Below are 23,346 nucleotides of genomic sequence, written 5' to 3'. Positions count from 1 at the left end.
GGTTCTCCGGTCAGCTGCCGCTGCCCATGCTGGGCAGGAGCACGCGGTAGATTTGCAGGAAGGCTGGTCCCATCAAGACGACCAGCAGCGAAGGGAAGATGAAAAAGATCAGCGGGAACAGCAGCTTGAGGGCGATCTTCGCCGCTTCTTCCTCGGCCATCTGGCGGCGCTTGGTGCGCAACTGGTCCGACTGCACGCGCAGCGAGGCTGCGATGCTGGTGCCGAAGCGTTCGGCCTGGATCAGCATGGCCACCAGCGCGTCGACATCCTCGACGCCCGTGCGCAGGGCCAGGTTGCGCAGGGCCCGCTCCTTGGTGTTGCCGGCGCGCAGTTCCAGCATCACCAGGTGCAATTCCTCGGCCAGCACGGTGCTTTTCAGGGCGATCTCCGCGGCCACCCGGGCCAGCGCGGCATCCATGGCCAGGCCCGCTTCCACGCACACCGTCATCAAGTCCAGCGCATCGGGAAAGCTTTCAAAGATATCGCGCTGGCGCCGCTTGATCATTTGTGCCAGGACAATATTGGGCAGGTAGTAGCCGATGGCGGCCACGATCAGCAGCCAGAACAGCAATGCCTTGCCCGCCATCTGGCTGCCCGACGCGCTCAGGCCCAGGAACAGCAGCAGGGGCAGGCCGATGGCCAGCATGGTCTTGGCGGAAAAGAACAGGATGGGCGCCGATGCCTGGCGCAGGCCGGCATTCATGAAGCGTCGGCGCATCACGGACCCTTCCCAGCCCTGGTCGGGCAGCGACAGTTTGGCCAGCGGACCGCTCAGGCGCACCATGCGCGCCAGCCATGGGCTGGGCCCCGATGCGCCAGGCGCCGCCGCGTTCTTGCCGGTGGCGTTGTCCATGCGCTGGCGCAAGGGATCGGGGGCAAAGCTGCGCATGGCCACCAGCACGGTGCCGAAGACGGCAATGAAGAGCAGGGCGAGAAAGGCAAAATGGACGGGGTTCATGAGGGTTCTCCTTGCGGGCTCAGACACGGATGCGGATGATATTGCGCATGACAAGGACGCCGCACACCATCAGCAGCAGGGCGCCGACGAGCATCTTGCGTCCGCCCGGGTCGACAAACAGCATTTCCAGGAATTGCGGATTGGTCAGGTGGATCATGGCCGCCGCGCCGAAGGGCAGCAGCGACAGGATCCAGGCCGACAGCCTGCCTTCGGCCGACAGCACGCGCACCTGTCCCAGCAGCTTGATGCGCTCGCGGATGATGCGGCTGATGCTGTCGAGCAGCTCGGCCAGGTTGCCGCCCGTTTCGCGCTGGATCAGCACGGCGATGACGAAGTAGCGCAAGTCCGTGCTGGGCACGCGCGTGGCCAGGTTCATCAGGGCGTCCTGCATGGCGATGCCGAAATTGACTTCGTCGAAGGTGGCGCGAAATTCCACGGCCAGCGGCGCGTTCATTTCATCGCCGACCATTTTCAGGGCGGTGGGGAAGGCGTGGCCGGCGCGCAGGGCGCGCGCCATCAGGTCGAGCGCATCGGGCAATTGCTGTTCGATGCGCTGCAGGCGCTTGGCCTTGGCGCGCAAGACCACCAGCAGCGGCAGCAGGGCCGCGCCAGCCACCAGCGGCAGGCGCAGCATCCACGGCACGCCGAAGTAGCTGAGCAGCAAAAACGCGCCGCCGGCCGTGGCCAGCATCACGCCGGCGAAGCTGGCCACGCTCCAGGTCAGCCCCGATTGCTCCAGCAGGCGGTCTAGCGCATGCACGCGGGGCACGCTGAGCAGCAGGCGCTGCAGGGCCGGGGTGTCGCTCAGCAGGCGCTTCTTGATCATCGAGCTGCCCGTGTCGCCATGCGCACCGGCCGACATGATGCGCAGGCGGCGCGCGACCCTTTCCGCTTCCGGGCCGCGCGAGGTGTTCCACGCCAGGTACACCCCCTCGATCAGCAGCACCACGGCGATGAAGGTGAGGATGGCGAATACGTAATAGAGATAGTCCATGATGCTCCCCTTAATGGTACTGGCGGGCGGGATCGAACAGGGTTTCCGGCAGGCTGATGCCGAAGGCGCGCAGGCGTTCCAGGAAGTGCGGCCGCACGCCGCTGGCATGGAAATGTCCCTGCACCGTGCCGTCCTCGCCGATGCCCGTCTGGCGGAAGGTGAAGATTTCCTGCATGGTGATCATCTCGCCTTCCATGCCCGTGATTTCCTGGATCGAAATGATCTTGCGCTTGCCATCCGTCAGGCGCGCCACCTGCACCACCACGCTGACGGCGGAACTGATCTGCTGGCGCATGGCCTTCACGGGCAGGCCCGCCGAGGCCATGCTGATCATGTTTTCCAGCCGCGTCAGCGCGTCGCGCGGGGTGTTCGCATGGATGGTGGCCATCGAGCCTTCGTGGCCCGTGTTCATGGCGCCCAGCATGTCGAGCGCCTCGGCGCCGCGCACCTCGCCCAGGATGATGCGGTCGGGGCGCATGCGCAGCGCGTTGCGCACCAGCGCCCGCTGCGTCACTTCGCCCTTGCCCTCGATGTTCGCGGGCCGCGTTTCCAGGCGCACCACGTGCGGCTGCTGCATCTGCAGTTCGGCCGCGTCCTCGATGGTGACGATGCGTTCGGCCGTGCTGATGAAGCCGGAAATCGCATTGAGCATGGTGGTCTTGCCGCTGCCCGTGCCGCCCGAGATCAGGATGTTGACCTTGGCCTTGCCCAGCGCCTGCAGGGTGGTGCTCATTTCTTCCGTCAGGCTGTGCTTGAGCATCAGGTCGGCCAGGCGCAGGGGCTGGGCCGAGAAGCGGCGGATCGACATCACGGGACCGTCGATGGCCAGCGGCGGGATGATGGCGTTGACGCGCGAACCGTCGGGCAGGCGCGCATCGACCATGGGGCTCGATTCATCGATGCGCCGGCCCACGCGCGAGACGATCTTGTCGATGATCTTCATCAGGTGGGCGTCGTCGGTAAAGCAGATGTCGCTCAGCTCCAGGCGGCCGTGGCGCTCGACATACACCTGGCGGTAGGTGTTGACGAGGATGTCGGACACGCCGGGATCGGCGAGCAGCGGTTCGAGCGGGCCGAAGCCCAGCACCTCGTCCTGGATGTCACGGATCAGCGAGCGCCGTTCCAGCTCGTTGATCACCACATTGTCTTCCGTGAGCACGTCGCTGACGAGGATTTTCAGCTCTTCGCGGATCTGCTCGCGCGACAGGCGCTGCATGCCTTCCAGGTCGACGCGGTCGAGCAGCGCCTGGTGGGTACGGTGCTTGAGTTGCTGGTAGCTCTGGCTCGATGCGCCCTGGTGCGCGGCATCGTCATTCAGGCTGGCGTCATCCTGGGCATAGCCCAGGCGGTCCCGCAGGGTGAGTTTTTCGGCAGTCATGGTCGGTCTCCGGTGTATGGGGGGATCTGGTTGGAACCTCAGGCACGCGCCAGCAGCCGCGAAACCCAGCCTTGCGCGGCGGGCGGGGTTTCGCCGGCCAGGCTGGCGGCCAGTTCTTGCAGGGCGCGCGAGACGGAATTGTGCGACGCCAGCTTGAGGATGGGCACGCCCTGGCTGACGGAGGCCGCCACCGCCTCGTAGTGGTTGGGGATGGATTTGTAGACGTGCTTGCCATACGCCGTTTCCAGATCGGCCACGCGGATGCTGTCGCTGCTGGCATAGCGGTTCAGGATCAGGCGGATCTTGTCTTCACGGTAGCCGAGGCCGCGGAATACGTCGAGCAGGCGCTTGCCGTCGCGCACATACGGCAAGGTGGCTTGCAGCACGGGGAAGATCAGGTCGGCCCGGTCCAGCGCGCGCACGCTGACGGGGTCGAGGCCGCGTCCCACGTCGAGCAGGATGTAGTCGTACTGGCTGCGCGCCAGGGTCAGCAAGCGGTCGATATGGTCCGCCTCGACGTCGGCCGCATGGGCGGGATCGTCGGCGGCGGCCAGCACGCTATAGGCGGGCGTGATCTGGATCATGCTGGCGGTCAGCAGCGAGGCGTCGAGGCGCACGATCTGCTGCGACAGCTGCGACAGGGTGGTGGCCGGCTTGTGGTCCGAGACGAACAGGGCGGCGTCGCCGAACTGCAGGTTCAGGTCGAACAGCGCCACCTTGCGCTGTTCGCCGGCGGCCAGCGCGTAGCCGAGGTTGGCGGCGATGAAGGTGGCGCCGCTGCCGCCCTTGCACGAGACGAAGGCCAGCACCTGGCCCTTGCGCGTGACCTGCTTTTGCAGCTTGTCCTCGATGCGGCGCAGCGCGGCGCACAGGGACGCGTCGTCGTCCGGCAGCAGCACTTCGCGCACGCCGGCGCGCATCGCGCGCAGCAGGAATTGCGGACTTTGCTGCGGACATTGCACGATGATGGCCAGGTTCGGATGGCGCCCGCCCAGCAGTTCGAGCCGCTCCAGCTCCGTCTCGCCCGCCTGCTCCTGCTCCAGCAGCAGCAAGTCCGGCGTGGCGCCGTTGTCGAATACATCCGGTATGCTCGCCAGCAGCGCGACGCGGTCGGCCGCGCTGCGTTCGCGCAGCAAGCGGGTGAGCCGCTTGAGCTGGGCTTCATTCTTCGAGACGATGACGATATTCACTTGGTACTCCCGGTAATGGCGTTCAGTTGATCTGGAAGCCCAGGCTTTCGGCGTGCATGACCACGACCGAGGCTGGCACGGCGATATTGAGAAAACCGAACAGGCTGACCATCGGCGTATAGCTGACGTTGTCGATCGACACACGCACGCTGTCGATGCAGCTTGCCGTGCGCGTGATGTCGCCGCAGGCCGACAGGTTGTCGCCCGGATCGAGCGGCGGCAAGGTCACTTCGGCGCCGCTCTTGTTCAGGTAGCGGATGGTGATGTTGGCGGCCGTCAGTTCCGGCGCGGCAGGCAGGGCTGTGCCGCCGAACAGGGCCAGCGTCTTGACGGTGTCCGTCTGGTCGATCCAGCGCACTACCGCCTCGCGCGCGGCGCGGCGGCTCACTTCCTGCACCGTGTTGTACAGGTACAGCATGCGGCCAAATTCGAGGATGCCGAACAGCAGGGTGAAAAACAGCAGTGCCACCAGGGCGAATTCGACGGCGGCGGCGCCGCGTTGGCGGCCGGCTGGAGGAGACGATGAAAGGCGGTGGCGCATGGCGTTCTCCTTACAGCATGTAGCGCATGGTGGTGCGCGGCGAGAGCGGCGTGGCATAGCTGCTGGCCGCGCCGATCACGAAGGGCAGGTACTGGCCCACCGACAGCGTGTAGTTGACGACTTCGACGCGGATGCCGCCCGGCGCCGTGCCATCGGTGCAGCTGCTGTCGTTGAACGCCGCATCCAGGCAGGTGACCGTCACATTGGCCGTGGTGAAGCCGCTGATGCCGGCGCTGGTGGCCGCATCGACGACCGTCTGTTTGGCGGCAGGCACGCCCTGCGATGCGATGCCGGCCTTGGCCTTGACGGACATGTTGCGCGCCGCATCGCGCGTGGCCTTGGTCAGCGCGTCGTAGTACCAGAAGGCGCGACCGAAGCCGAAGATGCCCGCCAGCAGGGTGATCAGCAGGGCCAGCACGATGCCGAATTCGACGGCGGCGCCGCCGCGCTGCCTGAGGGGGGAAAGGTGGATGCGCATGGCCGCCTCACTTGTAGAGTTTGATTTCGGAATTCGGCACGGGCTCGATCAGGCCCGCGAACTCGACGTCGAGGCGCTTGGTGCCGCCGCTGAAATCGGCCTTCATCGTCATGAAGAATTTGCCGATGCCCACCGCATTCATGACGCCGCACGAAGCCGGCCCCACTGGCGCCGTGCGGCAGTCGACCAGCACCACGTTGAGGATGCGCCGGTTGCGCTGGCCCGGATGGGCGGCCGAGGGCGCCTGGAACGTGGGGCCGCTGGTCTGGTTGTACGGCGAAGGCGGCGTACTGGCAGGAAAGCCTGCGCCTGGGCTGACGGGGTAGCTGGCCGTGTCGAAGTAATTCGCCTTGGCCGTGCTGTACATGGGGTTGGCGTTGGCGTCCGCGACGCTGTACGCCGTGCCGGCCTTGGCCGGAGTGGCGCCATTGCTTTGGTAGGCAGGGCCGTAGGACCACAGCACGCCGTAGCCGGCGAACTGGGCGAACGTGGCCGAGGGCGCGGGGACGGGGCCGGCCGACGGCAGCTGGTAATTCGGCTTGTTGCCGGACAGGCTGACGGGCTGCTGGCTGGGCAGGGTGCTGGCGCCCGGCTGCATCCAGCCGGTGGGCGGCGAGTTGGCGGCGGTGGCGGCGCAGGGCGACGCGCCGCCTACGCAGGGAAATTCCTTGATATTGGTATCGGGCGGCGCCGTCGCGGGGTCGCACACGGAGGGTCCGCCGTAATCGTCGAAGCGCGAATTGAGCGAGGCGGCCAGCGAGGCCGACAGGCCCGTGTTCGTGTAGACCTGGCCCGTGCCGCTGGTGATGACGGCGCTGCTGCCCGTGCACATGAATGGCGCGGTGGAGGCGGCGCTCGAATGCGACGCGCTGCAGCTGCCGGGCGGGGCGTCGACGGGGTTGATCAGGTAGGGGTCGGACGGGCCGCCCAGCGGATTGAGGCCGAACAGGTTGTAGGTGACGCCGCGGCGGAAGCCGAATTCCAGCAGTTCCGTCAGGCCCGTGCCGGCCGGCGCGGCCGGATACGTGTATTGCGCCGTCTTGTTGGCCGGATCGACGGCGCACACGCCGATCGGCGTGACGTCGTTGACGAAGCGGCCCGCCACGGCCACGCCCGAGGTACTGGTGCTGGCGATGCCGGCGATGCCCATCAGGTAGGTGGCGAAGGTCTTGCTGCCCGTGTCGACGCGGATGAAGGTCTGGCCCTGGGGGCTGGTGCGGGCGCTGGCGCCGGAAGACCACGGCCCGTCGGGGCTGGGGCCGAAACTGATGTTGGCGGCCGTCAGGGTCAGCGTGGTGGAAAAGTCGTAGCGGTTCTTTTGCGCGATGGCGATGGCCTTGGCCTGCGCGTTGTCGATGCCGGTGGCGCTTTGGTTGAGTTCCACGGCGCCGGCCAGGGCGGCGCTGTCGGCGCCGTTCTGCAGCTCCGTCTTGGCGATGTACAGGTGGCCCAGATCCAGCACCAGGCCGCCCATGGCGAACAGCACCACCAGGGTCAGCCCCAGCACGATGGCGATCGCGCCCTGCTGCTTGTCGTGCCTGCGAAATGTGGTGTTCATGGCTGTCTCCTGGTGGCCTGGGAAAAGTGCATCGCTGGACTGGCGCCTACTGGCGTCCGCCCACGCCGATGGTGAAGACATTCGGTTGCGGTTCCGGCGCCGCAAACGATTTCTGGTAGCGCTGGTAGGCGCTGACGCCGGCCTTGCCGTCGATGCCGCTGACCGGGTTGGCATTGCGGTAGGCGTCCGGATACATGATCTGCTGCGCCTTGAGCAGGGCCACCGATTCGCCAAAGTGCGAATCGAGCACGGGCGTGGTGGTGGCGGCGCAGCCGGCCAGCAGGCAGAACAGGGCGGCGCAAGGCAGGCGATGTGCGGTTTTCATGGTGTTCTCCTATTTGAGGTCGAAGCCGGCGGCAGGCTGGGGCGCGGCCGCTTGCGGCTGCATGGGGGCCGGTGCCTGTGCCGCTGCGGGGGCGGGCGCCGGTGCGCTGCCTTCCATTTTTCCCTGCATGAACATGTCGCCGCGCGTCGGCTGGATGTAGCCGTCGGTGGGCAGCTTGTAGTCGGGCGGCAGCGGCTTGACCAGGTGCGGCGTGATGATGAAGACCAGTTCCGAACGGTCCGTCTGGAAGTCCGTGCTGCGGAACAGGGCGCCCAGCACGGGCACTTCGCCCAGGCCTGGCAGGGCCTTGATATTGCTGGTCACGTTGTTCTTGATCAGGCCGCCGATGGCGAAGCTCTGGCCGTCGAACAGCTGCACCGTGGTGGTGGCGCGCCGCGTGGTAAACGATGGCAGGATGGCCGTGGCCGAGATGCCGGTGGCGGTGATGCCGATGCCGTCCTTGTTCAGGTCCGACACTTCCGGCGCCACCCTCAGGTTGATGCGTCCCCCTTCGAGCACGGTGGGCGTGAATTTCACGGCCACGCCGAATTCCTTCTCTTCCAGGGTGATGGTCGGCACGCCGTTATTGTTGGTCTGGCTGACGGGGATGAAGATTTTGCCGCCGGCCAGGAAGCTGGCCTCCTGGCCGCTGATGGCCATGATGTTCGGTTCGGCCAGCACCTTGATCAGGCCATCGCGTTTTTGCGCGTCGAGGTTGAAGAAGTTGTTCTTGCTGGCGCCGCTCAAGCCGCTGGGATTGTTGCTGAGCAGGCTGGACAGCAGCGAGTACGACCAGCTGCCGATGGTCTTGTTGATGCCCAGGCTGGCGCCCAGCTGGTCGACCAGTACTTTCGACACTTCGGCCACCTTCACTTCCAGCATCACCTGCTGCGGCGCGGCGATCGACAGCAGGTTGATCACGCGCGGCATGCCCGCATCGGGCGCAGCGGCGGGAGCGGGCGCGGCGGCGCCTGCGGCTGGCGCGGCGCCGGAGGCGGCGTTGCCGCTGCGGGCGCTGCGCTGCACATAGGCGTTGGCCAGCGACAGGGCCTGGTCGGCCTTGACGACATCGCTGACCATGCCCGACAGGATCAGGGTGTCGCCCGCCACCGTGACGTTGATCTTTTCGTTCGGCAGCAGCTCGGCCATGCGTGCCTGCAGGCTGCTGCTGTCGATGCCGACGGCCAGGTCGATGATGGTGGCGTCATTGCTCTTGTTCCACAGGATCAGGTTGGTGGTGCCGACGGAGCGGCCCAGCAGGTACACCTCGTTGGGGTTGAGCAGGATGACGTCGGCGATGCGCGGGTCGCCGACGGACATGCGGCTGGCGGCGAACGGCAAGCGCATCAGGGTCGACTTGCCTTCGGCCAGACTCATTTGCGGCGCCATTTCGGTGCGGCCGGCGCGCGATTCGCTTTGCGGCGGCGTGGCCTTGGGGCGGGCGGCGGCCCGGCTGGTCCGGGCGGCGCCGGTGTCGGCGGCAACGGCGGTGGCGGCAACGGGTTCGCTGCGTGCCTGGGGCGCCAGGGCGCCGATCATGGCGAGGGCAAGCGCCAGGCTGAGTACCCGGCTTCCGCTTGCTGTGCAATATGTGCTCATGGCGTGACTCCTCTGGTGCAGGTTAGAATTGTTGGGAGCTGCGTTCCAGCCCCTTGATGACATCGACGCGCGGACCGGCCTGTGGCGCGGCTGTGGCTGCAGGACGGCGGCGCGGGAGCGGCTTGGCTTGCACCATGGCGGCGGGGGCTGCCATGGCGACCTTTTCATCGAGCAAACTGGACTTGGTGGCGCCCTCCGTGTTGACGGGCTTGTCCTCGACCTGGTTGCGCAGCACCAGCGACAGGGTGCCCACGCTGCGTGCCAGGTCGAGTTTTTCCGCCTGCTCCGGCGTCAGCTCCAGGGTCACGGCGTTGACCACCTTGGGCTTGGTGTCGTCGCGGCTCGATTCCTGGGCAATGGCCAGCACGAGGATGCGTTCGAGCACGATCTTGGAAATGTTAGGGTCGCGGTCCGGCGTCTTGCGCGCTCCTTCGCCCTGGGTATTGACGAGGATGTCGACGAAATTGCCGGGCAGGGCGAAGCCGGCCACGCCCACCACATCGTTGACGCGCACGGTCATGGCGCGCTTGCCCTCGGCGACGACGGCCGACAGGCCGCCTTGCGTGCCGGGAGGCGCCAGCTTGCCTTCCATGATCGGTTCGCCGTGCTGGATGCTGGTGCGCGTGACGCGCGTTTCCAGCAGTTTCGGATCGTTGACGGCGCCCGGCGGCAGCGCATTCGATGGCCAGTCCACCATGCGCACCATGTCGGGCGTGAGGCGGGCCCCCAGGCTGATGTCGACCTGGGCCACGGCCACCTTGTTGATGTTGCCCGAGGCTTGGGCATTGATCCAGCGCGCGGCCACGATGACCGCGGCGAACGCCAGGATGACCGCAATGGCCATCATCGTCAGAGCGCGTGCGTTTCTCATTTTGCTTCCCCTTTGTGCTGGACCGCTTCCGGTCCGGTGTGTGTGCTTGCAAGGTCGTCATCGCTGCCGAAATAGTTTTGCCATGCCCAGAACAGGACTTCCGGAGACAGTTGCGCCGGGTGGTCTTCATAACGCGCCTGGTCGCAGATCTGCGCGAGGATGTCGCGCGGATAGCAGGCCAGCAAGGGCCGCTTGTAGAGGCTATGCAGGTGCAGCAGGTAGGTGTAGGAGGCTTCGTCGAAATTGATGCCCAGCTGGGCGCAGGTGCTGCGGAACACGGCCAGGTAGTGGTAGGCGCTCAGGGGGCCGACATGGATCTTGTAGCCGATGCGGCGCAGGAAGGAGTCGTCGGCCAGGTGCTGCGGCGCCAGGTTCGACGAGAACACGACGATGACGTCGAAGGGCACGGGGAACTTGTAGCCCGTGTGCAGCGACAGGTAATCGATGTGGCGCGCCATCGGCACGATCCAGCGGTTCATCAGTTCCACGGGCGAGCAGCGCTGGCGGCCCAGGTCGTCGATGACGAAGATGCCGTTGTTGGCCTTCAGGTGCGGCGGCGCCTGGTACAAGCGGTTGCCATGGTCGAATTGCAGGTCCAGCATGTCGAGCGTCAGCTCGCCGCCCGTCAGCACGGCGGGGCGTTCGGCGCGCACCCAGCGCGGGTCGGATGGCACGAGGCCGCCGCGCGACAGGGTGTGCAGCATGGGGTCGAGGAAGGGCAGCACTTCGCCATCGACCATCACGGCATGGGGCAGGGCGATGGCGCCGCTGAGCAGGCCGTTCAGGCGCTCGGCCAGGTAGCTCTTGCCGCTGCCGGCGGGGCCGTGGAAGAACAGGGCGCGTCCGGAATTCATGGCCGCGCCCAGCTGGTCGAGCACGGCCGAACTGGCCACCACGTCGCGGAACTCGCGCTGCACGTCATCGCGGGTGACCTGCATGTTTGCCACGCTTTGCGCCAGCACCTGGTTGCTGTAGTCGGCCAGGGTGACGGGGGCGGGGCCGCTGTAGGCGTTGCGGCGCATGTACTCGGCGGCGCGCAGGCGGCCCTGGTCGCCCAGCAGGTAACACAGGTCGGCGTCGGTGCCGCTGCCGCCGTTGCGGCGCGCTTCGCACAGCTTTTCGGCGCGCATGAAGGTGAGCAGCGGTTCGAGCACGCCGGCGCCCAGTTTCACGTGTGTCGAGAGGGCGGGCAGGCCGATCTGGCCGCGCAGGAAGAGTATCTTGACCAGCAGTTCGACCAGGAACAGGAAGGGCAATCCCGTTTCCTCGACCGTGCGTGGCGCGCGCTTGGCCGCCGGTTCGACGCCGCCGCCGTCGCTGCGTTCTGGATAGGTGTCAGGCATGATGGGTACTCCTCGTTCGGGTGGCCGGATATCAGAAGATGAAAGGCAGCAGGCGGTACTTCACCTGGCGCATGTAGACGCGATAGCGCACGTCGGTGGACAGGAAACGCTCCTCGCGCAGCAGGCGCATCACCATCATGCTCATCGTCGCGACATAGATGACGGTGTTGACGGGCGAGGTGTTGGCCAGCAGGTAGCCGCTCAGGGAAATCAGGTAGCTGGCATACAGCGGATGGCGTATCACGCGGTAGACGCCGCCCGTCTTGATCTCGCGCTGCGCAGCTACCAGGCCGAAGCTGCGGTTCAGCGACAGCAGGCCGGCGATCTGCAGCAGGCTGCCGACGGCCAGCAGGTAGCGCGCGCTGGGCCAGATGGCCATGTCGGCGGGAGACAAAAGGAAGGGCGCGAAGGTGGCGCCGATGGCCAGCAGCCAGTCGCCCGCATCGGTGGAAACGCTGACGGGGGCCGTGCGCACGATGAAGAACAGGGCGGCCAGGGTTTCGGCGGCGCAGAACAGCAGATAGCTCCAGTCGCCGCTGTGCAGGAATCCCATCACGTGGGCACTGGCGAAGAACGTCCACAGGCAAGCCATGGCGATGCTGGTGAACAGGCTGGCGTGGCGCGAGTGGCAGAGGGTGGTGAGAGTGTGCATGGTCAGGTCCTAGGGGGCTGGTCGTCGGAGCGGCGCGTTTCAGCGCAGGCTCCACAGGTGGGTGTAGTGCAGGAAGACCTGTAGCAGGGTGCCGCTGGCAATGGCGAAGGCGTAGGCCAGCTTGCCGGTGGCAGGCGGCGGTTCGGCGATCGTGGCGGCGCCGCCGGCAAGGCTGTGCAGCAGCGCGCCGAGCATCATGTGATAGGTGTTTTTCAGTACCTGGCGCAGGCGCTGACCGGCCAGCGCGGCGGCCAGGGCCAGCACGCCGCCGCACAGGAAGGTCAGCAGGGCCGCTTCGAGCACGGCGTCGGGACCGAGGAAGGCGCCGCACATGGCCATCAGCTTGACGTCGCCGGCGCCCAGGGCGCGCAGCAGATACATGGGCAGCAGCAGGGCCAGTCCGGCGGCGGCGCCGGCCAGCGCCTGCAATAGGCCCAGGCCGCCGAAGGAGGCGTCGAACAGTCCGGCGCCGGACGGCACGAAGCTGTTGATGATCAGTCCCGCCAGGGTGCCCCACAGCACCAGCCGGTTCGGGATGCGGCGCGTGCGCAGGTCGTGCCACAGGGCGGCGGCGAGCAGGGTGGCGAGTACGGCCAGGCACAGCAGCATGGGCAGGTGGGCGTTCATGATGTCAGTCCTTCCTTGCTCATGCAGGGAGCCGTGGCCATGTGCATGGCCGGCGCCGCGGCCTGGCTGCCCAGCAGCCGTCCCACCAGGCGCCACACCAGCGCCGCGCCGGCCGCACCCACATAGCCGTCGAGCGCATAGTGCCAGCCCAGGTGGATGGAGCCGAGCAGGATCAGTACGGCAAAGGCGCTCAGCGAGATCCCGGCGGCGCGGTTGACGCGCCAGCCCATCATGGCCAGCAGCACGGCCGTGGCCACATGCATGCTGGGCATGGCGGAGATGCCCAGTTCACCGTTCGCGCCCTTGCTTTGATAGCCTTGCCACAGCATCTCCTGCACCTGCAGGGCCCAGACGGGGACGTGCTGGTTGGCGTCATGCAGGTAGACCATCAGCGGCGCATACGGGTCGCTGGCATGCAGGTGGCCGTAGTAGCAGGGGCCGACCGAGGCAAACAGCACGGCCAGGATGCTGCCCAGGGCGATCCAGGTCAGCGCAAAGCTGAGCAGGAACTGCATGCGCAGCAGGGGGCGGCGCGTGTCGAGGATGAGCCAGTACAGGATGGCGTAGAACAGGAAGAACCAGAAGTGGTAGCTGAAGTTGAGCAAGCCCGTGACGAGCGGGTGGCCCAGCAGTGGCTGCAGCCTTTCCCATGGGGCCTTGCCGCCATGCAGCGCGATGTCCCAGGCGGACAGGGTGGCATCCCAGGTGTAGGGATGCAGGCGCGGGATGGCGCCCTTGATGACGGTGAAGCTGGAGGCGAAGACGGGGATCAGCAGCATGGCCGGCAGCGCGTGCAGCAGGCGCTCGTTACTCAGGTAACGGCGCAGATCGTGGTACAGATAGTGGCACAGGCGGTGCGGGCGTTTCATCACCATGACATGGATGGTGTAGCCGCACAGGATGAAGACGGGGCCAATGAGGATGGCCATGAAGAAGCCGGCCAGCACGTTGAGGGTGTCCGATGCGCTGGGCAGGCCGCCGGCCAGCAGTGTCGCCACGGCGGCGTACGGCAGCACGATCAGCAGCAGGGCGCGGTGGGTGCGCAGCGAGGCGCGCAGGGTGTTCATGACAGGGCCAGGACCACTTGGTCCTTGACGTAGACAAACAGCAGCTTCACCTGGTCGCCAAGCAGGGTGATCGTGACCACCAGCACTGCCGCGATCAGGCCGGCCAGCAGCGCGTATTCGATCGCTGTGACGGCGGACTCGTCGGATAAACGGCTGAAGAAAGATTTCACGATGGGCCTCGCTATGCGTTCGTCAAGGTGGGCGTGCCGGGAATATTGGGCGGCGTAGTCCGGGCTGGCGCTGGGCCGGCCCGGACAGCAGCGCGTCAGGCATTGGCGGTGGTCAGCTTGGTGCCGATGGTGCTGAAGGTTTTTTTCAGCTGCGTGCCGACGATGGTGACGGCGGCGATGATCACCACGGCGATCAGGGCAGCGATCAGGCCGTATTCGATTGCGGTGACGCCATCTTCTTCGCGGATAAAGTTTTTGATGAGGTTCATGACAACTCCTGGTGGTGGTTAAGGTACGACGGTGGATGAAACGGTTTTGCAGCGTTGCTTCCTGGTGCTACGACCTGGCGCGCTCATGGACTTTCGCCCAGTGCCAGCAATCCGATGATGCAGACCACCGCCATGAGGGCCGCCACTAGGGCATAGCGGTAGAACGCAGCCTTTTCCTTGCCCTGCAAATAGGTAATCAGGGCCGTCGGAAGAAACTTGTCAAGGCGCATGCTGTGCTCCGTGTCGTGGTGGGCCGCGCGGTGATTTGCACTCCGGTAAATCCACTATAGAAGTCGGCACCTTGATCTACATCAGAAGAACATCCTTTTATTGCAAGGAGGAACTGCTCGTTTTTTTCGTGACAATTGTCATGGTCGAGTCTGGCGCGCGCAGGAGCGCATGCCGCGCCGCTGGTTGGCGATGGGAGGGAGGGAGGGAATGCGCGGCCGTGCAGTGGCCGTGCAGGAGGACAGTGGTGTCAGGCGTCGGGCGGCAATTGGCCCAGCTGGTGCTTGGTGGCGTAGGCGTACAGTTCCAGGCGGTTGTACACGCCCAGCTTGCGGTAGATCGATGTCAGGTGATTGCGCAAGGTGTGTTCGGAGATGAACAGCTGGTCCGCCAGCAGCTTGGCCGGCGTGCCGCTGCCGTGCACCAGCGCGGCGATGATCTTTCTTTCCTTGAGGGTCAGGCTGGCGATGGCGATGGCGTGCGCCGAACCGCCGCCGGGCTGGGTCAACTGCGTCAGCATGCGTCCCAGCATCGCGTGTTCCAGCCACAGCTCGCCCTGGTACACCTTTTCGATGGCCTTCAACACCATCTCCGCCGGCGCGTCCTTGCTGACGATGCCGCGCGCGCCTTTCAGTACCGTCTGGTCGAGGATGGCCTGGTCGTGGCTGGCCGTCAGCACCAGCACGCGCGTGCCGCCGCATTGCGCCAGCGCGGGCAGGATGGCCAGCGAACTGATGCCGCCCAGGTCCAGGTCCAGCACGATCACGTCCGGTTGCAGCGCCTTCGCCTGCTCCAGCGCCTCGGTGCCGTCGGACGCCGTGGCGACCACGCGCATGCCGGAGTGCTCGCCGCCGATCAGGCGCTCCAGGCCCCACAGCATGGTCTTGTGATCGTCGACCAGCATGACGCTGATGACATGGCTGGCCGGTGGCATGTGGCGTACGTCATTCATATGGGGATCTCGATCTGGACGGAGGTGTTGCCCAGCATGCCATGCGTGACGCGGGCCGTGCCGCCGAGGGCGGCGGCGCGCTCGGCCAGCGAGTCGGGCAGGAAATCGGGGACGTGCGCGGCGGCGCATTCGTTGTCGATGCTGATGTGCAGCGCGCCCTGCACGCAGGTCAGCTTGACGGCGCCGTGGCGCGCCGACGTATGCTTGCGGATATTGCTCATGCCTTCGTTGACGATCTGGAACACCTCGGCCGCCAGGCGGTCGTTGATGTGCAGGTCGCCTTCGATATGCAGGGCGATGTCGATGCCATAGAATTCGCGGATCTGCGTGGCCTGGCGGCGCAGCGCGACCAGCAGTTCCGGCTCGCTTTGCACCTGGCCATTCTTGAACGTGCGCGCGTAGCTGCGCAGGTCGGTGATCACCTGGCCCGACATGATGATCAGCTTTTCCAGTTCCGGCAGCAGCGGGTTGCCCGGCGTGGCTTCGTTGCGCAGGGCGGCCAGGCCGTGGCGCAAGCCGATATACGGCTGCACGGCCGTGTCATGCAGGTCGCGCGCGATCTTTTCGCGTTCGCGCGAGGCCGCCTGCGACGCCAGGCGGTCGAGCAGGTTGATGTTTTCAATGACGGGAAACGCCTGCGCGCCGATATGGCTGAGAAACAGGGCGTCCGTCTTGCTCATGCTGGTGGCGGACACGATAAAGATCCGGCCTTTGCCATTGCGCAGGGGCAGCGGCGCGCTGATGAAGGCGTGCGCTTCGAGCAGTTCGGCCAGGCGGGCGCCCGCCGCGTCGTCATGCCGCAGCCAGCGTCCGCTGTTTGGCTCGAGCATGCGCGCGCCGCCTATCCATGGCAGCCAGGGGCCGGCGGGCTGGTTGTACAGCGCGATTTTATCGTGCGGGAAAGCGAGCAGGGGGCTGGCCGCGTCGTCGCTGAGGAGCGAGCTGGTATGCACGACGCCCGTGCCCGTGTGAATCACGCTGCGCAGGGACCAGACCCGCGTGCCCTTGTCCTGCATGATCAGCAGGCAACTGCGGCCGTTGAAATAACTGCGGGTTTTTTCCAGCACCGAGGTGATGGTCTGGTCGACGCCGAAGCGCGGATTGGACAGCTGGCTGACATCGCGCAGCAGCGCCAGGTGGCTGCGCTGGGTGATGGCCGAACCACCCCAGTAGGCGATCATGTAGCCGAGCGCCAGCAGGAAGGTGGTGCGCAGCAGCAGGCGCGACAGTTCTGCATCCGTTTCGCCGAACAGGGCGGTGGCGGCGAACAGGCCGGCAGAGGCCAGGGTGACGCGCGCGCCTTCCTCGAAGCCCCGCTGGAACGACGATGTCAGGATGGCAAAGAAAAAAAACAGGAAGAATAAATTGTTGTGGCTGCTGGTGGAAAACACGATCAGCGCATACCAGGCCACGTCGAGCCAGTACAGCAAGATGTCCTGGGGCAGGCTGAGGCCCAGTAGGGCCAGCACGTAGAGCAGCAGGCTGTGCATGGTGTACGCGGAAAAGATCAGCCAGGTGATCTTGGTCAGCTTGCCGGCGCTTTCGGGGTCGATGAACAGGGTCAGCAGGGTGGCGCTCGACAGCAGCAGGCGCATGCCGTTCACCATGGTCGTATCCATGCCGGCACCCGGCAAGCCTGATCTGAGGGGAGGATCGAGATTCACAAGCGCTCCTGGCCATGTCCCGCATGGTGGGGCCATGCGCAGGGATAGATACCACAGATAAATTCTTGTTATTGTTGCTGCAAGCAATGACGAGTCTACGCACACGCCGTAAAGATGTCTACTGGAATCCTTTCTCCGATGTTGCTTTTTTTACAGCGGCTGCACCATCACGCGGTTGCGTCCGGCGCGCTTGGCTAGGTACAGGGCGCGGTCGGCCGCACCGATCAGGGCGGAGATGGCCAGTGGCTGCTGCGGCTGCTGCGTGGCGATGCCGATACTCACTGTGATGTGCTTGACGTCATTGCCCGTCTTGGCATGCGGAATGCGCAGCTCGGCCGCGTGCTGGCGGATCGCCTCGGCCATGCGCAGCGCCTGCGCCGCGTCCGTGTCGGGCAGGATGGCGGCAAACTCTTCGCCGCCGTAGCGGGCCAGCAGGTCGGTGGGGCGCTGCAGCATGGCGGCCAGTTCGGCTGCCACGCGGATCAGGCAATCGTCGCCCTGCTGGTGGCCGTAATGGTCGTTGTAATCCTTGAAATGGTCGATATCGATCATCAGCAGCGACAGCGGGCTGCTGGTGCGCATGGCGCGCCGCATTTCCTTCTCGATCGCCACGTCGAAATGGCGGCGGTTGGCGATGCCCGTCAAGCCGTCGGAAAAGGTTTGCGAGCGCAAGACCATGGTCTGTTCGCGCAGCAGCTTTTCGCGCCCCACGGCGATGGTGACATCATTGATCTGGATCAGGCAATGGCGTGGCGAGCCGGGCAGGTTGATCGGCGTGACGGCGATGGCTTGCTGCATGCGCTCCTCGCCGTCGCTGCCGCCCGTGGCCGCGCCATGCGTGTACAGCGCAAACGGCGCCTTGTGCAGGGTTTGCGACAGCAGCGACTGGAAATTGTCGCGCAGTGCCTGGGTGATGGCCGAATCCATGCGCTTGTGCCGCAGTTCCGGAAAGACGGCGAAGAAATCCTGGCCCAGCACGGCGTCGGCCTGGCAGGCCGAGTGGCGCGCCATCCACTTATTCCACAGCACGATGCGATGCTGCTCATCGAGCACGATGGCGCCCAGGTTGACGGCGCCGAGTATGCTCTCGAGCAGGGCGAGTCGATGCAAGACATCCGGCATGATCGTCACGCCTGTCCCAGCACCTTGGCCAGGTAGCGGCTGACTTGCTGTTTCAGGTCGTGCAAGGCGGACAGGTCGAGCACGAATGCCACATAACCGTGGATCTGGTGCTTGGACAGCACGAAGTCGATATGCAGCATCAGCACGACGGCTTCGTCATCCTGGCCGCCGAACGAGGAGAGGATTTCCGCGCTGGTGCCCACGTGGTACAGGGGCAGCGAGCCATGCAGTTCGCTGTCGAACAGGTTGGCCAACGTCCCGACGCAGGAATTGAGGATGATGTTGCCGATCTCGCTCATCGCTTCCTGTTCCATCTCCGTCAGTTCCTGCAGCGGCATGGCGTCGCCCACCATCAGGCGCACGATTTCCAGGCTCTTGTCCTCGGGAAACATCAGAATGGCTTCGGTGGCGAAAGCGCCATCGTAATGCTGGCTGACGCCGCAGATGCGTTCGCCATCCTTCTTGCTGCCGAGCAAGGCTGCCGCGTCGGCACGGTTCAGGAAGGTGATCGACGGCACCGACATGGTGACTTCTTCATTCACGATCTCGCTCATGGCCGCCGCCGCATGGCCCACCCCGATGTTGAATATCTCTACCAGGGCGTCGTTCTCGAGTTCGGAAAGATTGACCATGCTCACAGCCCCAGTGATTCGATCAACTGGTGGATGCGCGTTTCCGTGATCGGTTTTTCCATGAAGCCCACGCCCAGTTCGCTGGCGCGGTTGCGGGTGGCGTTCTGCACATTGGCCGTGACGAGAATGATGTGCGTCTGCGGGCACAGCACGCGCAATTGTTCTGCCGCCGCCATGCCGCCCATGCCGGGCATGTTGACATCCAGTAGTATCAGCACAGGGTTGACGGTCTTGACTTTTTCCAGGGCTTCCTCACCCGTCGCCGCCTCAATCACTTGCCAGTCGGCATGTTTGCTGAGGATGAATTGATGCGACATCAAACGTGAAACCCGGCTGTCATCGACAACAAGTACCTGTTTACTGTGATTCATGTGCTATTCCTGAAACGTCATATCGGACTATCGTGCCATTTTCGCATATTTTAGAGGGCATAGAGTGTATTTGGGTGCGCGATTGCCCTAGGGCAAAGTTTTCCCGCTTGCCTGTTGTATTGAGTCGCATCGCCGGGCATGCTGGCCGGCTGGCCAGGCTGGCAATCCGTTAAAATAGCGCCATTCCTCACTTTAGCCTGAATGCCATGACCCAAGACGAATTGAAGCAAGCCGTAGCCCGCGCCGCCATCGACTACGTAGTAAAAGGTGAAATCATCGGCGTCGGCACCGGTTCCACCGCCAATTTTTTCATCGATGAACTGGCCAAGATCAAGGACAGCATCAAGGGCACGGTCGCCTCGTCCGAAGCGACGGCCGCGCGCCTGGCTGGCCATGGCATTCCCGTCTTCGACCTGAACGATGTCGAGTCGATCGCCGTCTACATCGACGGCGCCGATGAAATCACGGCCAGCGGCGCCATGATCAAGGGTGGCGGCGCGGCATTGACGCGTGAAAAGATCGTTGCTTCCGTCGCGAAACAGTTCGTCTGCATCGCCGACGGCTCCAAGCTGGTGGAAACCCTGGGTGCCTTCCCGCTGCCGGTGGAAGTGGTGCCGATGGCCCGCGCTGCCGTATCGCGCCAGCTGGCTGCGCTGGGCGGCACGCCCCGCTTGCGCCTGAAGGCCGGCAGCACGGAAGCGTTCATTACCGACAATGGCGGCGAAATCATCGACGTGCTGGGCTTGAAAATTGCCGACCCGGTGGCGCTGGAACAGCAGATCAACCAGATCGTCGGCGTCATCGCCGTCGGCCTGTTCGCCGTGCGCGGCGCGAATGTCTGCCTGCTGGGCATGCCGGAAGGCGTGCGTACCCTGGCGTACTAAGATGATAGCCGGCGTTCGCCGGCATAGATGTTTTACACGGCGGCCCCTTGCGGGCCGCTTGTCATTTGCGCCTCGCGATACACGGCCACGGTGCGCAGCAAGCCGCCGAGGAAGATGCCGCTGAAGCAGCCATAGGCGAGGCAGACGGGTACGATGAAGCCGGTCGCATGAGCATAGGCCGGGGCGATGGCCAGGGTCACGGCGACCGCATATTTCATGCAGAAAATGCTCATCATCAAGATCATGGGCACCCAGCTGCCGGGACGCTGCACGCTGCCGCGCGCGGGAATGGCGGCTATCTTGCGCGCATCGGCCAGCCTCCACGCCAGCGCCGCGCCGGCCAGCGCGCCGGCGCCCCAGGCGAACGGCGCCACGCCGGCCAAGCCGAAACTGCCATGCACGCCGCTCAGGGACAGGGCCAGCATGACCAGGGGAATGATGCACAGCTTGCGCAAGCTCACTTCGCGTGCCCGGCTGGCCAGCACGCCGCGGTAGACGAGAAAGCCCAGGATGGCCCAGACGTAGAGGGGAGTGTGGCTGAAGATTTGCTGCAACATGGTGTCCGCCTTGGAATGAGGTTGTCGATGGACGTACTGTGCCAGCTGGCGGCGGGGGCGGCGAGCGGTGTGCGACGAAACGGGGAAGGGCAGCCGTGAAACAGCGTCAGGCGGCGTGAAAGGGGGAGGGGAGAATCAAGGGGAAACTACCCGCGGCGCGGTGGCCACGGGCGGGAATACGGAAAAACTTACTCGGTCGGCGGAACGTAGCCCATGGCCGCATCGGCGCCATCGCCGAAGAAATGTTTTTCCATCTGCGTGGCCAGGTATTTGCGGGCGCGCGCGTCGGCCAGGTTCAGCCGGTTTTCATTGACCAGCATGGTCTGGTGCTTGAGCCAGGCAGCCCAGGCTTCTTTCGACACGGATTCGTAAATTTTCTTGCCCAGTTCGCCCGGGTACGGCGGGAAATCCAGTCCTTCGGCTTCCTTGTTGAGTTTGATGCAGTGGATCGTGCGGGCCATCTGTGCTCCTGAATCAGTGTAGAGATAAAGCGTGATTATAAGGCACTTTGCGCCAGCCCTCGCGGGGCCGTCGCGGCCTGGCGACACGCCGTTTGCCGCGCCCTTGCGCTGGATCAAATTTGATCTGCGCCGCCCTAGCTAGTAAGATGCCTTATCGCGCCAGCCGCTGGCTGCGCCCCTTCCAACCAAGTAGTAGTAATTAACCAAGATGGAATCCCTATGACCTCAGTGAAAGTCCATGGCATCGATGTCAGCAATACCGGCAGCTTCGCGCTGTTTGGCGGCATCAACGTGCTCGAATCGCGCGATCTCGCCATGCGCGCCTGCGAAGAATATGTGCGCGTGACGCAAAAACTGGGTATTCCATATGTGTTCAAGGCCAGCTTCGACAAGGCCAACCGCTCGTCGATCCATTCCTACCGCGGCCCGGGCCTGGAAGAGGGCATGCGCATCTTCCAGGACGTCAAGGCGGCGTTCGGCGTGCCCGTGATTACCGACGTGCATGAGCCATGGCAGGCGCAGCAGGTGGCCGAAGTGGTCGATGTGCTGCAATTGCCTGCTTTCCTCGCGCGCCAGACGGATCTCGTCGTGGCCCTGGCGAAAACGGGCAAAGTCATCAACATCAAGAAGCCGCAGTTCCTCAGCCCTGGCCAGATGGCCAATATCGTCGAGAAATTCAAGGAAGCGGGCAACGATCAACTGATCCTGTGCGACCGCGGCACCTGCCTCGGCTACGACAACCTGGTGGTCGACATGCTGGGCTTTGGCGTGATGAAGAAAACCTGCGACGACTTGCCGATCATCTTCGACGTCACGCATGCGCTGCAGCAGCGCGATCCCGGTGGCGCCGCTTCGGGCGGCCGCCGCCAGCAAGTGGCGGACCTGGCCCGCGCCGGCCTGGCCGTCGGCATCGCCGGCCTGTTCCTGGAAGCCCACCCCGATCCCGACAATGCCCGCTGCGACGGCCCCAGCGCCTTGCCGCTGGACCAGCTGGAACCGTTCCTGGCGCAATTGAAGGCGCTCGACGACCTGGTCAAATCGTTTGCGCCGCTGAATATCAAGTAATGGTATCTAAGTAAAGAAAAAGCCCGGCATGCCGGGCTTTTTCAGTTTTACAGTGTCTTGATGAGCACTTGGGACTTGCGTTGCCAGTTATACATATGCTGGCGATCCTTCGGCAAATCGTCGACGGTGGCCGGCACGAAGCCGCGTTTCTTGAACCAGTGCGAGGTGCGCGTGGTCAGCACGAACAACTTGTTCAGGCCGGCGGCGCGCGCGCGGTTTTCCATGTGTTTCAGGATGCGTTCGCCGTCGCCCTGGGCTTGCACTTCCGGGTTGACCGTCAAACATGCCATTTCCGCCATTTTTTGTGCGGGGAACGGGTACAGGGCAGCGCAGCCGAAGATCACGCCATCATGCTCGATGACGGAGAAATAATCGATCTCGCGCTCGATCAGCTCGCGGCCCCGCTTGACCAAGGTGCCGTCCGCTTCCAGCGGTTCGATCAGCTTGATGATGCCGCCCACGTCTTCGATGGTGGCCTGGCGCAGGCTTTCCAGGTTTTCATGGCTGATCATGGTGCCCACGCCATCGTGGGTAAACAATTCCAGCAGGGCAGAACCATCCATCGAGAACGGCACGATGTGCGAGCGTTCGACGCCGTTATGGCATGCCTTGACACAATGTTTCAGGTAAAACGCCGTCGCGTCCGGCAGGAAGCCCGCCATCAGCACGGCTTCGGCCTGGTGCGACGACAGTTCGCGGATTTCCACGCCCGTGGCGTCTTCCATCATCGGTGTTTCCGTGATGAAAATCAGCTTGTCCGCGTGCAGGGCGATGGCGGCGCTGCAGGCCACGTCTTCCATGGTGAGGTTGAATGCTTCGCCCGTCGGCGAGAAGCCCAGCGGCGACAGCAGCACCAGGCCGTCCGAACCGAGGATGGAATGGATGGTTTCAGCGTCGACCTTGCGCGTGATGCCCGTCAGTTCCAGGTCCACGCCATCGATCACGCCCAGCGGGCGCGCCGTGATGAAGTTGCCGGAAATGATACGGATGGCAGCATGCGACATGGGCGTGTTCGGCAAGCCCTGGCTGAACGCGGCCTCGATATCGAGGCGCAGCTCGCCGGCGGCTTCCTTCGCGCATTCCAGCGCGGCGATATCCGTGATGCGCACGCCATTGTGGAAGCGGCCTTCGACGTTACGCAGGGCCAGTTGTTCCGCCACCTGCGGCCGCGAGCCGTAGACGACGGTGACATTGATGTCCAGCGCATGCAGCAGGGACAAATCATGGGCCAGCACCTGCAGCGCCCCGGCGCTGACGAGTTCACCGGGGAAGGCGACCACGAAGGTCTTGCCGCGAAAGGCGTGGATGTAGGGCGCGACTGAGCGCAGCCATTGGACGAATTGGGTAGGGTTTTCCATTAAGCGCATTATAATTCGCTGCGCGATGTGCG

27 protein-coding genes are annotated in these 23,346 nt (G+C 64.8%); 2 read left to right on the top strand and 25 right to left on the bottom strand.

The window, feature by feature from the left end:
- Positions 1 to 10 precede the first annotated feature (10 nt).
- The 22 genes from LSO07_RS23305 to LSO07_RS23200 all read right to left on the bottom strand — a co-directional run bounded on the left by LSO07_RS23305 (position 11) and on the right by LSO07_RS23200 (position 18,989).
- Positions 11 to 958, bottom strand: a complete 948-nt coding sequence (locus tag LSO07_RS23305) for a type II secretion system F family protein (RefSeq protein ID WP_151096682.1) — start codon at positions 956 to 958, stop codon at positions 11 to 13.
- Positions 959 to 977: 19 nt separating this feature from the next.
- A complete protein-coding gene (locus tag LSO07_RS23300; RefSeq protein WP_151096681.1) occupies positions 978 to 1,952 on the bottom strand; it encodes a type II secretion system F family protein in 975 nt (324 codons plus the stop codon).
- Between the two features lie 10 nt (positions 1,953 to 1,962).
- A complete protein-coding gene (locus LSO07_RS23295) occupies positions 1,963 to 3,330 on the bottom strand; it encodes a CpaF family protein (RefSeq protein ID WP_034787023.1) in 1,368 nt (455 codons plus the stop codon).
- Between the two features lie 38 nt (positions 3,331 to 3,368).
- Entirely contained in the window at positions 3,369 to 4,520 is a 1,152-nt protein-coding gene (locus LSO07_RS23290) for an AAA family ATPase (protein ID WP_151096680.1), read from the bottom strand.
- 22 nt (positions 4,521 to 4,542) lie between these two features.
- Positions 4,543 to 5,061 (bottom strand): TadE/TadG family type IV pilus assembly protein, encoded by a 519-nt coding sequence (locus tag LSO07_RS23285; protein ID WP_099388799.1) that lies wholly within the window; start codon positions 5,059 to 5,061, stop codon positions 4,543 to 4,545.
- 10 nt (positions 5,062 to 5,071) lie between these two features.
- Complete coding sequence (locus LSO07_RS23280) at positions 5,072 to 5,539, bottom strand: TadE/TadG family type IV pilus assembly protein (protein WP_034787020.1); 468 nt, start codon at positions 5,537 to 5,539, stop codon at positions 5,072 to 5,074.
- A gap of 7 nt (positions 5,540 to 5,546) precedes the next feature.
- Positions 5,547 to 7,097 carry a Tad domain-containing protein gene (locus tag LSO07_RS23275; protein ID WP_151096679.1) on the bottom strand — a complete coding sequence of 517 codons (1,551 nt, stop codon included), beginning with the start codon at positions 7,095 to 7,097 and terminating at the stop codon, positions 5,547 to 5,549.
- Between the two features lie 46 nt (positions 7,098 to 7,143).
- Positions 7,144 to 7,422: a hypothetical protein gene (locus LSO07_RS23270; RefSeq protein ID WP_034787014.1), complete on the bottom strand. Its 279-nt coding sequence runs from the start codon at positions 7,420 to 7,422 to the stop codon at positions 7,144 to 7,146.
- Between the two features lie 9 nt (positions 7,423 to 7,431).
- On the bottom strand, positions 7,432 to 9,021 hold the full coding sequence (locus LSO07_RS23265; protein ID WP_092606634.1) for a type II and III secretion system protein family protein: 1,590 nt from the start codon (positions 9,019 to 9,021) through the stop codon (positions 7,432 to 7,434).
- A 22-nt stretch (positions 9,022 to 9,043) separates the two neighbouring features.
- Positions 9,044 to 9,892 (bottom strand): Flp pilus assembly protein CpaB, encoded by an 849-nt coding sequence (gene cpaB, locus LSO07_RS23260; protein WP_070281266.1) that lies wholly within the window; start codon positions 9,890 to 9,892, stop codon positions 9,044 to 9,046.
- A complete protein-coding gene (locus tag LSO07_RS23255) occupies positions 9,889 to 11,235 on the bottom strand; it encodes an ATPase (RefSeq protein WP_070281263.1) in 1,347 nt (448 codons plus the stop codon). The genes cpaB and LSO07_RS23255 overlap by 4 nt, the downstream gene beginning before the upstream one ends.
- A 31-nt stretch (positions 11,236 to 11,266) precedes the next feature.
- Positions 11,267 to 11,887 (bottom strand): methyltransferase family protein, encoded by a 621-nt coding sequence (locus tag LSO07_RS23250; RefSeq protein ID WP_151096678.1) that lies wholly within the window; start codon positions 11,885 to 11,887, stop codon positions 11,267 to 11,269.
- A gap of 39 nt (positions 11,888 to 11,926) precedes the next feature.
- Entirely contained in the window at positions 11,927 to 12,514 is a 588-nt protein-coding gene (locus LSO07_RS23245) for an A24 family peptidase (protein WP_052140553.1), read from the bottom strand.
- A complete protein-coding gene (locus tag LSO07_RS23240) occupies positions 12,511 to 13,581 on the bottom strand; it encodes a phosphatase PAP2 family protein (protein WP_151096677.1) in 1,071 nt (356 codons plus the stop codon). Before LSO07_RS23240 ends, LSO07_RS23245 begins: the two co-directional genes overlap by 4 nt.
- Positions 13,578 to 13,751, bottom strand: coding sequence for a Flp family type IVb pilin (locus LSO07_RS23235; RefSeq protein WP_071653370.1), 174 nt, complete (start codon positions 13,749 to 13,751; stop codon positions 13,578 to 13,580). Before LSO07_RS23235 ends, LSO07_RS23240 begins: the two co-directional genes overlap by 4 nt.
- Before the next feature lie 95 nt (positions 13,752 to 13,846).
- Complete coding sequence (locus LSO07_RS23230) at positions 13,847 to 14,020, bottom strand: Flp family type IVb pilin (RefSeq protein WP_070281259.1); 174 nt, start codon at positions 14,018 to 14,020, stop codon at positions 13,847 to 13,849.
- An 83-nt stretch (positions 14,021 to 14,103) separates the two neighbouring features.
- Positions 14,104 to 14,250 carry a hypothetical protein gene (locus tag LSO07_RS23225; RefSeq protein WP_157814672.1) on the bottom strand — a complete coding sequence of 49 codons (147 nt, stop codon included), beginning with the start codon at positions 14,248 to 14,250 and terminating at the stop codon, positions 14,104 to 14,106.
- Positions 14,251 to 14,498: 248 nt separating this feature from the next.
- Positions 14,499 to 15,200, bottom strand: a complete 702-nt coding sequence (locus LSO07_RS23220) for a response regulator (protein ID WP_225317398.1) — start codon at positions 15,198 to 15,200, stop codon at positions 14,499 to 14,501.
- On the bottom strand, positions 15,197 to 16,864 hold the full coding sequence (locus LSO07_RS23215; protein ID WP_170846325.1) for a sensor histidine kinase: 1,668 nt from the start codon (positions 16,862 to 16,864) through the stop codon (positions 15,197 to 15,199). Before LSO07_RS23215 ends, LSO07_RS23220 begins: the two co-directional genes overlap by 4 nt.
- Positions 16,865 to 17,014: 150 nt before the next feature.
- Positions 17,015 to 17,986, bottom strand: a complete 972-nt coding sequence (locus LSO07_RS23210; protein WP_070281254.1) for a sensor domain-containing diguanylate cyclase — start codon at positions 17,984 to 17,986, stop codon at positions 17,015 to 17,017.
- A 5-nt stretch (positions 17,987 to 17,991) separates the two neighbouring features.
- Entirely contained in the window at positions 17,992 to 18,618 is a 627-nt protein-coding gene (locus tag LSO07_RS23205; RefSeq protein ID WP_034786994.1) for a chemotaxis protein CheC, read from the bottom strand.
- Between the two features lie 2 nt (positions 18,619 to 18,620).
- The gene (locus tag LSO07_RS23200; protein WP_034786991.1) at positions 18,621 to 18,989 is read right to left on the bottom strand and encodes a response regulator; all 369 of its coding nucleotides are present in this window, start codon (positions 18,987 to 18,989) and stop codon (positions 18,621 to 18,623) included.
- Positions 18,990 to 19,195: 206 nt separating this feature from the next.
- Between LSO07_RS23200 and rpiA the strand changes: the two genes are divergently transcribed.
- Positions 19,196 to 19,873 (top strand): ribose-5-phosphate isomerase RpiA, encoded by a 678-nt coding sequence (gene rpiA / locus LSO07_RS23195; protein ID WP_092606625.1) that lies wholly within the window; start codon positions 19,196 to 19,198, stop codon positions 19,871 to 19,873.
- A gap of 32 nt (positions 19,874 to 19,905) precedes the next feature.
- On the opposite strand, the gene LSO07_RS23190 is transcribed toward rpiA, so the two are convergent.
- Entirely contained in the window at positions 19,906 to 20,430 is a 525-nt protein-coding gene (locus LSO07_RS23190) for a DUF6622 family protein (protein WP_151096676.1), read from the bottom strand.
- 188 nt (positions 20,431 to 20,618) lie between these two features.
- Positions 20,619 to 20,891, bottom strand: coding sequence for an oxidative damage protection protein (locus LSO07_RS23185; RefSeq protein ID WP_034750797.1), 273 nt, complete (start codon positions 20,889 to 20,891; stop codon positions 20,619 to 20,621).
- A 219-nt stretch (positions 20,892 to 21,110) separates the two neighbouring features.
- Between LSO07_RS23185 and kdsA the strand changes: the two genes are divergently transcribed.
- On the top strand, positions 21,111 to 21,956 hold the full coding sequence (kdsA, locus tag LSO07_RS23180; RefSeq protein WP_034750794.1) for a 3-deoxy-8-phosphooctulonate synthase: 846 nt from the start codon (positions 21,111 to 21,113) through the stop codon (positions 21,954 to 21,956).
- 47 nt (positions 21,957 to 22,003) lie between these two features.
- Here kdsA and argA read toward each other — a convergent pair whose 3' ends face one another.
- A complete protein-coding gene (argA, locus tag LSO07_RS23175; protein WP_046685875.1) occupies positions 22,004 to 23,314 on the bottom strand; it encodes an amino-acid N-acetyltransferase in 1,311 nt (436 codons plus the stop codon).
- Positions 23,315 to 23,346: the final 32 nt, after the last annotated feature.

The sequence above is a fragment of the Janthinobacterium sp. PLB04 genome, from assembly GCF_021165895.1.
In the GTDB taxonomy this organism is placed as follows: domain Bacteria; phylum Pseudomonadota; class Gammaproteobacteria; order Burkholderiales; family Burkholderiaceae_D; genus Janthinobacterium; species Janthinobacterium lividum.
This window is presented reverse-complemented; position numbering and strand designations above follow the sequence as displayed.